The following is a 9,756-nucleotide window of genomic DNA, read 5'->3' on the forward strand; positions in this document are numbered from 1 at the left end:
CATGCGCCGCCGAGTCGTCATCACCGGACTGGGCCCGGTGTCGAGCGTGGGGATCGGCACGGAGGAGTTCGCCACCGCCCTGCAGCAGGGTGAGAGCGGCATCTCCCCGATCTCGAGCTTCGACGCCACGGGCTTCCCGCACCGCATGGCCGGCGAAGTGCCGGCGTTCGACCCGAAGCAGATGCTCGAGCACCTCGACCCGAGGGAGTGGGGGCGTACCAGCCTGTTTGCTGCGGCAGCGGCGAGGCTCGCCGTCCAGGACTCGGGGATCGACCCGGCGGCACTCTCGCGCGCCAGGGCGGGATCCAGCATCGGCACCACCAGCGGCGAGTCCCAGGTCATCGAGGAACTCACCGCACAGTGGGTCGCCGGGTCCCTCAAGGACCTGGATCCGGCCCTGATCCGCGCCACTCCTGCCTCCCGGTTGGCCGTGGCGGTCAACCGGGAGCTGGGACTGACCGGGGAGGCCCTCACCCTGTCGACGGCGTGCTCCGCGAGCAACTACGCCCTCGGGCACGCCTACGCGACCCTTGCGACGGGCGAGGCCGACTACATGATCGCCGGCGGCGCGGACTCCGTCTGCCGCTGGGCCCACGCGGGCTTCTACCGACTCGGTGCCCTCACCGAGTTCGTCTGCTCGCCGTTCGACCGGGACCGCTCCGGCATCCTGACCGGCGAGGGAGGTGCGGCTCTCTTCCTGGAGCCGCTGGAAAGCGCCGAGCGCCGCGGCGCCCGTATCTACGCCGAAGTGCTCGGATACGGACTCAACTGCGACGCGAGCCACATGGTCGCGCCCGACCCGGTCAGCATCGCCGAGTGCATGCGCCGTGCCCACCGCAAGGCGGGCATCGACGCGGCACAGGTCGACTACATCTGCGCCCACGGCACCGGCACCCCGGCCAACGACGCGATGGAGACCCAGGCCGTGCTGGAGGTGTTCGGTCCCAAGCCTCCGCCGATCAGCTCGATCAAGTCGATGCTCGGGCACACCATGGGCGCGGCCAGCGGCTTCGGAGCGATCGCCTCCGCTCTGGGCATCGCCCGGCAGTTCATCCCGCCCACCATCAACTTCCGCACCCCTGACCCCCAGATGCCGGGGATCGACCCCGTCGCAGGCGTGGCCAGGCCCGCGCGGCTGCGCGTGGTGCAGAACAACGGCTTCGCCTTCGGGGGCAACAACGCCATCACCATCCTGGGGGAGGTCGCATGACCACCGAACCGTCCAGCACGTCGTTCCCACCTCCGGAGCCGCTGTACATCACCGGCTGGGGCGTGCTCTCCCCGCTCGGTGACGGTGCGGACGAGTTCAGCGACGCCGTCGTCGAGGGCCGAACCGCCCTGACCGACGTGTCTTCCATGTTCGAGGAGGAGCTGCCCGGCGACCAGGCGTACGCGCTGGCCGAGTTCCGGGTCCGCGACTACCTCGGCCGCAAGGGCACCAGCTTCTTCGACCGCAGCACGGCTCTCGCGCTCGTCGCGAGTGACCGGGCGCTGAAGGACACCGAGCTGGTCGTCACCGACGACAACCGCGACCAGGTCGGTCTGGTGCTGGGGACGACCACCGGCAGCATCAAGTCGACCAGCGACTACAGCCGGGAAACGCTCACCCAGCGACGCCCGTACCTGGTCAATCCGGTGCTCTTCCCGAACACCGTCATGAACTGCGCCGCAGGGCAGGCCGCCATCTGGCACAAGCTCAAGGGCGTCAACGCGACCATCGCCGGCGGCCAACTGGCCGGGCTCAGCGCGCTGCGCTACGCCTGTCGCACCCTGCGCTGGGAGGACGCAGAGGCGCTCCTGGTGGGGGCCGTGGAGGAGTTCAGCCCCCACACGGCCTGGGCGACTCATCTGGCGACCAGCCCGGTTCCGGCCGGGGAGGGCGCGGCGGTCTTCGTCCTGGAGACCGCCGCGGCGGTGGCCGACTCGGGGCGCCGGGCCGACGCCGAGGTGCTCGCCGTCGAGCTGGCGACGGCGGACCCCGAGCGAGGAACCGAGGCCGCCGCCGAGGTGTTCGCGCAGTGCATCCGGCGGGCGCTGAGGGTGGCTGGGGTGTCGGCGGACGAGCTGTGGGCCGTCGCACCCGGCTCCACGGCCGCCGGGCGCATCGAGACGGCTGCCCTGGCAGCCGTCCTCGGTCCGGCTGAGCCGGTACGGCTGAACGTCGCGGAACTGGTGGGCGAGTGCCACGCCGCGTCGGGCGCTCTGCAGATCGCGGCCGTGCTCGCGCACCACCGGAGCAATCCGACGCTGGACGGCTGTCCCGCCCTGGTGACCTCTGCCACGCGCGAGGGAACGGTGGGCGCCGCAGTGATCAGGGGGTGGCACCGTGACCGCGGTGATCACGGGCAGTGAGATCCGTACGTGCTTCGGCGACAGCGCGGCGACCTTCGCCGCGCTGGCCGAAGGCCGGTGCGGGGTCGGAGTCCTGCGCTCGGAGCTGCGCGAGCGGCTCGGGGTGACCAGCGGTTACCACGCCGAGGACGAAGCCGACCGCCGGGTCCTGCGCGCCAGTGGCTGGCTCACCGAGTGCGTGCGTGCCGCGGTCGCCCAGTCGGGCGTCGACCCCGCGCGCCGGCGTGTGGCCGTCGTCGTGGGAACCGGACTTCGCGAGCTGCATGCCGTGGAGCTCATGGACGACCAGCCGGTGCGCACGGCCGACCTGCATTTCGACCGTGCCGTGCGCCGGGCGGTTCCGGAGGCGACGCAGGTCATCACGGTCTGCAACGCGTGCTCCGCCTCGGGCCACGCCCTGGCGATCGCCTGCGACCTGCTCGAACTCGACGAGGCTGACGCGGTGGTCGCGGCCGGCTGCGACGCGATGACGGACAGCATGCTGGCCATGATCGGCCGAGTTGCCGAGGAGCCGACGGACCGGGTGCGCCCCTTCGACGCGGACCGCATGGGCGTGCTCCTGGGGGAGGGCGCCGCCGCGGTCGTCGTCGAACGAGGCGACCGGCCGAGAGCCGGAAGCGGCGCCGTGCTGGCGACCGTGCTCGGCGTGGGGCTGTCCTGCGACGCCTTCCACGAGACGGCTCCCGATCCGGACGGCATCGTCCGCGCTGTTCGCGACGCACACCGGCGGGCGGGGATCGAACCGGATCAGGTCGATCTCGTGGTGGCGCACGGCACGGGCACGGCGCTCAACGATCCCGTCGAAGCCACCGCGCTCGGGCGTGTCTTCGGACACCGTCAGGACGGGCCGCTGGTCACCGGCATCAAGGGCGCCACCGGACACACCTCGGGCGCCGCTGCGCTGACGAGCCTCGCGGTCGCGGTGCACGCCCTTGCGGAACAGACGGTGCCCGCGGTCACCGGGCTGCGTGAGCCGATCGCGGAGGCGGCCGGACTGCGGGTGGTCACCGGCCGGGCGACGTCGGCGGCCGTGGAGGTGGCGCAGGTCAACTCCTTCGGCTTCGGCGGCGTGAACGCCGTCTGCATCGTGGGGAGGAGCGCGTGAACAGCCTCGACAAGCCGGTGGTGGTCGTTCGCGCGGCCGTCGCCCACGTCCCCGAGGTCCCCGGGGAACTGCTCCTGGGAGCCGCCGGTTCGGAGAAGGCGCTCGACCCGGACGAGGCGCATCTGCTGCTCGGTCGCAAGGGCCTGCTCTACAAGGAACCGGCGACCCGCCTCGCCCTGTGCGCGGTGCACCGGGCCTTCGACCTGCCACCGGGACGCCCCAAGGGGCCCGTCGAGCAGGGCCAGGACACGGCTGTGGTCGTCAGCTCCAACTACGGCAACGTGCAGACCGTGCGCGACGTCGTCGCGACCGTGCGCGCCGGGTCGGGCAGGGACGTGAGCCCGCTCCAGGCCCCGAACGCCTCCAGCAATGTCATCGCGAGCACGCTTGCCATCCGCTACGGCCTGGCCGGCCCGAACCTGATGGTCTGCTCCGGGGCGGTCTCCGGCCACCAGGCGCTGTACCTCGGGGCGTTGCTCCTGCGCACAGGCCGGGCCAGGCGCGCCGTGGTCGTCGGCGTGGAGCCGGTCGACGACACGGTGCGCGTGTTGGCGGGTCGGCGCGGCTCCCCGGAGGGCGCACGGACCGAGCCTCGCGAGGGCGCGGCCTGCGTCGTCCTCGAGGCCGCGGCACGGCCCTCGCCGGGCGAGATCGTGCTCGGAGCGGTCACCCAGCACCGGGCGCTCGACGTCGCCGCAGCGGGTCGGCGAGGTTCCGACGTGCTGCGCCTAGTCAGCCCCGGCGGATCTCCGGGCGACGTGGACCTGTCCGCCGCGTGCGGCGACACCTACGGCGCTCTGGGAGTGCTGCAGGCCGCGGCCGCCACGGCGTGGCTGCGGGAGCGGGACGCGGCTCGTGCCGTGCTCGTCGCGGGTGACGAGGAGGACGGCTGGGCGCGTGCGGAACTCTCCCGGCTCCAGGATCCGACCGAGGTGGGAGTGTGAGATGACCCAGCACAAGGGGCAGTGGGCTCGCGTCGCCGACATTCCGTCGCCGGCGGCGACGGTCGCCGCGTGGCGGGCTCCGCAGCGCCGTCCGGTCGTCGTGGCCGTCCACGGGATGGAGGACTCCTGGCAGAGCTGGGACCCACTGACCGCGCTGCTGGGAGTCGAGTACGAGGTCTACGCGCTCGATCTGCCCTGGCGTGCGGGCAACGACTACCGCTGGCGCCACCACGGGAGCCCCGCGCACTGGTTGGCCGAGGGACTGCAGTCCATTCCGGAGCCGGTCGACGTTCTCCTCGGGCACTCCTTCGGGGCCAACGCCGTGCTCCAGTACCTCGCCCAGTGCGGGGCGGCCGGGCCGGCCGCGCGCGTCGTCACCCTCGTCGCCCCCTTCTACCGTCCCTCGACCCTGGTCGGCGACTGGAAGCTCTACGAGCGCTCGTTCGACGGCTTCCGACAGGTGATGACGCAGGGTATGCGCGTGCGCATGGGGGCGCGGGCGGCCTCGCTCGATCCTGACGTGCTGGCCACCATGGTGGCCAAGCTGATGGACCGCATCGGACCCATGGGCTTCCTCGCCCTGTTCGACCAGTTCGTCGGCACCACCGAGCTCAACCTGTCGCAGGTGCCGGTTCCCGCGCTCGTCGTCGCCGGCGACAACGACGAGGGGCTCGCCGGCGACCGGGCACAGGCTCTCGCCGAGGCGATGCCTCTCGCCGACGTCCAACTTTCCCCTGACTACGGCCACTTCTGCCATGTCGAGCAGGCCGAAGAGGTCCATCAGCAGATCAACGCCTTCCTGCGCCGCCATTTGTTCGGCGCCGTCCCGCGCCACAGCACCCTGAGCCTGGCGAACCACCACCAACCGGAGGAATTCCGCGCATGAGTCCCACCATCGACGAAGCTCCCTCGACCTACGTCGGCCGGCCGCGGTACGAGGGTGCCAACATCCGTACCTGGATCGGCTTCAAGCACTTCGAGTACCTGCTCGAGGAGGCGGTGCTGCAGTGGTTCCGGGACCGCGGCCTCGGACCTGCCGCGCTCTACCACGCGCACGGCGTCGGCCTCGAGATCGTGGACAGTTCCATCCGGCTGCCCGCCACCCTGACGATCGACGACGAGGTCCGCGCCACCGCGACGCCGGGCACGCCCCGCCGCGGCCAGGGCCTTCCGTTCACCGTCAAGCTGACCGTCGAGCGGGACGGCCAGGAGGTGACCATTCTCGTCGGCAAGGTCAGGGTGGCCCTGGTCCATGAGAAGGACGCCCCGGCGAACGCCCCCGTCCCGGCCGCGCTGGAGCCCTTCACGGTGGCGGAGGTCGCCCAGCTCGTCCCGTCGGCGGCCGGTGTGGTCGTCCCGCAGGCCGTGGCTGTCCCCGAGGGCTCGGACGTCCGGACCGTGCTGGCCCCCGAGGGCTCCAACGACTTCCTCTGGTCGTGGCGGATCCCGTACTTCTACTGCCACTTCTCGGACCGTCTGCAGCACTCCGGCTACGTCCGGGCGATGGAGGAGGTCGTCGACCGCTTCCTCGACGCCCGCGGCATCTCGGTCGGCCGGATGCTCGACGAGCGCGGATGGATCCCCGTGGTCTCCCGTGCGCGGGTGCAACTCCTCGCCGACGCGTACATGGAGGAGACCGTGCACACCGTCTTCACCGTGGAGGAGATCATCAAGGACGTGATGTACACGGCCCGGATGGCCTGCTACGTCCTGCGTGACGGCCATCTGGTCCCCACCGCGACCGGCTCCATCCTGCACGGCTACGCGCTCAGTCGCGGCGAGAACGCCGGCGCCCTCGCGGAGTTCGACGACACCGCCCGCGCCGCGCTGCTGGGGGTGGGGGCGTGAGCCGCAAGCCGGTCAAGCCGAGGCTGTACTTCTCCTTCCGCAGCCCCTTCAGCTGGATGGCACTGCGTCAGCTGGAAGAGAGGGTCCCCAGGGCGCGCGAGGTCATCGACTACGTGCCGTACTGGGACCCCGACGAGCGGACGGCCAAGGCCCTCGAGGCCCGTGGCGCGGGCTTCCACTACACGCAGATGAGCAAGGCCAAACACCTGTACATCCTCCAGGACACCAAGCGGCTCACCCAGCGCTTCGGCTACAGGATGGCCTGGCCGATCGACATCGACCCCTGGTGGGAGGTCCCCCACCTGGGATGGCTCGCCGCTCGACGGCTCGGACGCGAACGCGAGATGTTCAGCGCCCTCACCGCGGCCCGCTGGGAGCGAGGCGAGAACATCTGCGACCAGGACGTGCTGCGCCGCGCCGCCGAGGAGGCGGGCGTGGACCCGCGGCCCGTGCTGGAGGCGGTGGACGACCCGGAGATCCGCGAGGAGGGAGTCGCCGCGCTGGCGCAGGCCTACGACGACGACGTCTTCGGGATTCCCTACTTCAAGCTCGGTCGTCACCGCTTCTGGGGCCTGGACCGCCTCGACGACTTCCTGCGTGCGCTCGAGGACGCGGCTCTCCAGGCTCGGCCGCAGGCCGCCGCGGAGCAGCAGCCGACGCCCCAGCCGGTTCTCGACAACGTGGGCGCCTTCGACCACGACACCGCAGGCGGCTGCGGCTGACCCCGGCGGCAGCTCGACGCCGTGCCGCCGCACGACTCCCCGGCGGCGGCACGGCGCCTCCCATCGATCCCACCCATCCCACAGAGACCAACGTAAGGAGCACGGACATGCCGACCATCCCTGCGTCCCATGGCCGGACCGGCGGTGGCAAACCGGCCCTGACGATGGTGGCGGCTCTTCTGGGCCTGTTCATCGCTCTGCTCGACGTGACCGTCGTCACCGTGGCCCTGCCCACGATCGGTTCCGACCTCAACGCCTCCTTCACCGACCTGGAATGGGTCGCGAACGCGTACATGCTCGCGCTGGCCGTGTTCATCGTCACCGCGGGCCGGCTCGGCGACCTCTACGGACAGCGCCGCGTCTACCTGGCCGGCGTGACGATCTTTCTGATCGGCTCGCTGGGCTGCGGCCTGGCCCCGCACCTCGACCTCGGAGTGCAGCACATCACCGTGCTCCACGGGGCGCGGGTGGTGCAGGGCGTCGGAGGCGCGGCGATCCTGCCGCTCACCCTGGCCATCATCTACTCCTCCTTCGAGGGCAGGCTCCGCGCCCTCGGGGTCATGCTGTGGGGCGCGGTGGGAGGTCTGGCCACCGCGCTCGGGCCGTTGATCGGCGGTTTCCTCGTCCAGGAAGTCGGCTGGACGTGGATCTTCCTGGTGAACCTGCCGATCGGCGTGGTCGTCGTGGTCGCCGCACTCGTCGGCATGCCCGCCCGCCGTCGCCACCGCGACACCCGGGGAACGCCGATGGACCTTCCCGGCCTGCTCACCGCCAGTGCCGCCCTGCTCTGCCTCAACCTGGCCCTGATCAACGGCAGTACCTGGGGGTGGACTTCCGGCCGGGTCGTCGGGCTTCTCGTCGGCGCCGCCGTTGCCGTGGGCGTCTTCCTCGCGGTGGAGTCCCGCTCGGCCGCTCCCATCATGAACGTGGGCTGGTTCCGGAGGCCCTCGTTCGGCGGCAGTGTGGTCGCGGGCTTCCTCCTCGGCGCCGGCATGTTCTCGGCGATCTTCTACCTCTCCATATACCTGCAGAGCGGCCTCGGCCTGTCCGCCCTGCAGACGGGCGTCCGCCTGCTGCCGCTGACCTTGGTGCTCATGGTCGGCGCTCCGGTCGGCGCTCGGCTGACCGCCAGGCTGGGCACGCGCAAGTCGCTCGCCCTGGCCTTCGTGCTCATGGCCGGGGGGCTCGCCCTGTACACCGTGATCGACCCGAACGGCGAGCAGGGTTCGTGGACCCGGCTGCTGCCCGGCATGATCCTCACGGGCCTGGCCCTCGGTATCGCTATGCCGACCTCGTCCGAACTGACGGTCGCCGCCGCACCGTCGGACCAGGTCGGCGTGGCGGCCAGCGTGGGCACGATGTTCCGGCAGGTCGGCAACGCCGTGGGCATCGCGATCATGGGAGCCCTGATGAGCTCCCAGGTGGAGGCCGCACAACGGGCTGCGGACGGCATGCACCTGGCGGGAACGCTGACGCCACATCAGGCGGCGGCCCTGCGCCAGCAGGCCATCACGCACGGAATGCAGCACGGAGCCTGGTACGCCGCCGCGGTGACCCTGGCCGCCGCCTTGCTCGTGCTCGTCCTGGTACGTGATCTTCCCCCGACCCCCGAGGCCGGGACCTCCTCGACCGATGGCGGCGACCGGGAGCTCCGCGCGGTGCCCGGACCTGCCGCGTACGGCGACCGACCGAGCATCTGAAGGGCGTGAGCACCGTGTCCACGACCGCGTTCGTCTTCCCCGGCCAGGGATCCCAGTACCCGGGCATGGGCCGTCATCTGCTGGACCTGCGCCCTGACCTACTCGACGGGTACTACCGGGACGCGGACGAGATCCTCGGCATTCCACTCTCCGCGCTGTGCTGGGAGGGTCCGGCAGACGCACTGCGGGACACCGCCGTCACGCAGCCCGCGGTGTTCCTGACCAGCGTGGTGACGTGGGAGGTGCTGCGAGCCCGCGGCTGCGAGCCCGGGATCGTCGCCGGGCACAGCCTCGGCGAGTACGCGGCCCTGGTCTGCGCCGGCGTGCTCGACTGGCACGACGCCCTCCGCCTGGTGCGGCGTCGGGGGCAGCTCATGGCCTCGGTCAACGAGTCGGCGCCGGGCAGCATGGCGGCGGTCATCGGTCTCGGCCTCGCGCAGGTCGAGCGGATCTGCGCCGAGATCACGGCCGAGTGCGGACGGATCGTCGAGATCGCCAACGACAACGAACCCGGACAGACGGTCGTCTCGGGCGAGGCGGCGGCGGTCGACCGGCTGCGTCGGGAAGCGGAGCGGCGTGGTGCGCTCAAGGTCGTGCCCCTCCAGGTGGGAGCCCCGTTCCACTGCAGCCTGATGGCGGCCGTCGAAGCGGAGTTCGCCGCCGAGCTCGACCGGGTGGCCTTCCGGGATCCTCGGATCCCGGTGATCTCCAGCGTCACTGCGGACCGCGTCACCACCGGGTCCGAGGCGAAGAACCGCCTCAGGAGCCAGCTGACCGCACGGGTCCGCTGGACCGGGGCCGTGCAACTCATGAACGACCAGGGGATCGACACCTTCGTGGAGGTCGGCCCCGGGCGAGCGCTCGGAGGCCTGTGCCGCAGGATCGTCCGAGGGGTCCGGGTCCGGTCGACGGACGAGGACCGGGCCTTGGCCCTGGTTCTCGCCGACTTTCACCAAGCGGCCACCGTGGTCTGACGCATCGACAACGTGGAGGGAAGGGACATGGGCACACGATCGACCGCCGTGGAGGACCCGTTGCCGCGGAGCGCACCCGCGTCGAGCGACGCGCGTGAGCGGACGGTGGAA

Annotated in this window: 9 protein-coding genes; all 9 read left to right on the plus strand. The window is 71.5% G+C overall.

The genetic code is table 11. The annotated features are described in order from the left end of the window. Position 1: 1 nt before the first annotated feature. Entirely contained in the window at positions 2–1,210 is a 1,209-nt protein-coding gene (locus TR48_RS32275) for a beta-ketoacyl-[acyl-carrier-protein] synthase family protein (RefSeq protein WP_042373915.1), read from the plus strand. Continuing rightward, a complete protein-coding gene (locus TR48_RS32280) occupies positions 1,207–2,352 on the plus strand; it encodes a beta-ketoacyl synthase N-terminal-like domain-containing protein (protein ID WP_042373916.1) in 1,146 nt (381 codons plus the stop codon). Before TR48_RS32275 ends, TR48_RS32280 begins: the two co-directional genes overlap by 4 nt. After that, a complete protein-coding gene (locus TR48_RS32285) occupies positions 2,327–3,457 on the plus strand; it encodes a beta-ketoacyl synthase N-terminal-like domain-containing protein (protein ID WP_042373917.1) in 1,131 nt (376 codons plus the stop codon). Before TR48_RS32280 ends, TR48_RS32285 begins: the two co-directional genes overlap by 26 nt. After that, the gene (locus tag TR48_RS32290; RefSeq protein ID WP_052443231.1) at positions 3,454–4,401 is read left to right on the plus strand and encodes a beta-ketoacyl synthase N-terminal-like domain-containing protein; all 948 of its coding nucleotides are present in this window, start codon (positions 3,454–3,456) and stop codon (positions 4,399–4,401) included. Before TR48_RS32285 ends, TR48_RS32290 begins: the two co-directional genes overlap by 4 nt. A 1-nt stretch (position 4,402) precedes the next feature. Then, the gene (locus tag TR48_RS32295; RefSeq protein WP_052443232.1) at positions 4,403–5,287 is read left to right on the plus strand and encodes an alpha/beta fold hydrolase; all 885 of its coding nucleotides are present in this window, start codon (positions 4,403–4,405) and stop codon (positions 5,285–5,287) included. Then, complete coding sequence (locus TR48_RS32300; RefSeq protein WP_042373918.1) at positions 5,284–6,249, plus strand: thioesterase family protein; 966 nt, start codon at positions 5,284–5,286, stop codon at positions 6,247–6,249. Before TR48_RS32295 ends, TR48_RS32300 begins: the two co-directional genes overlap by 4 nt. After that, positions 6,246–6,971: a 2-hydroxychromene-2-carboxylate isomerase gene (locus TR48_RS32305; RefSeq protein WP_084729938.1), complete on the plus strand. Its 726-nt coding sequence runs from the start codon at positions 6,246–6,248 to the stop codon at positions 6,969–6,971. The genes TR48_RS32300 and TR48_RS32305 overlap by 4 nt, the downstream gene beginning before the upstream one ends. 107 nt (positions 6,972–7,078) lie before the next feature. Then, positions 7,079–8,671 (plus strand): MFS transporter, encoded by a 1,593-nt coding sequence (locus TR48_RS32310; protein ID WP_052443233.1) that lies wholly within the window; start codon positions 7,079–7,081, stop codon positions 8,669–8,671. A 5-nt stretch (positions 8,672–8,676) separates the two neighbouring features. Then, positions 8,677–9,645, plus strand: coding sequence for an ACP S-malonyltransferase (gene fabD / locus TR48_RS32315; protein ID WP_236652429.1), 969 nt, complete (start codon positions 8,677–8,679; stop codon positions 9,643–9,645). Positions 9,646–9,756: the final 111 nt, after the last annotated feature.

This window comes from Streptacidiphilus neutrinimicus (genome assembly GCF_000787815.1).
Classification (GTDB): domain Bacteria; phylum Actinomycetota; class Actinomycetes; order Streptomycetales; family Streptomycetaceae; genus Streptacidiphilus; species Streptacidiphilus neutrinimicus.

Bases quoted from the DNA above. Each gene is read 5' to 3' on its own strand.
- TR48_RS32275 (WP_042373915.1), top strand. From the start codon at position 2: ATGCGCCGCCGAGTCGTCATCACCGGACTGGGCCCGGTGTCGAGCGTG.
- TR48_RS32280 (WP_042373916.1), top strand. From the start codon at position 1,207: ATGACCACCGAACCGTCCAGCACGTCGTTCCCACCTCCGGAGCCGCTG.
- TR48_RS32295 (WP_052443232.1), top strand. From the start codon at position 4,403: ATGACCCAGCACAAGGGGCAGTGGGCTCGCGTCGCCGACATTCCGTCG.
- TR48_RS32300 (WP_042373918.1), top strand. From the start codon at position 5,284: ATGAGTCCCACCATCGACGAAGCTCCCTCGACCTACGTCGGCCGGCCG.
- TR48_RS32310 (WP_052443233.1), top strand. From the start codon at position 7,079: ATGCCGACCATCCCTGCGTCCCATGGCCGGACCGGCGGTGGCAAACCG.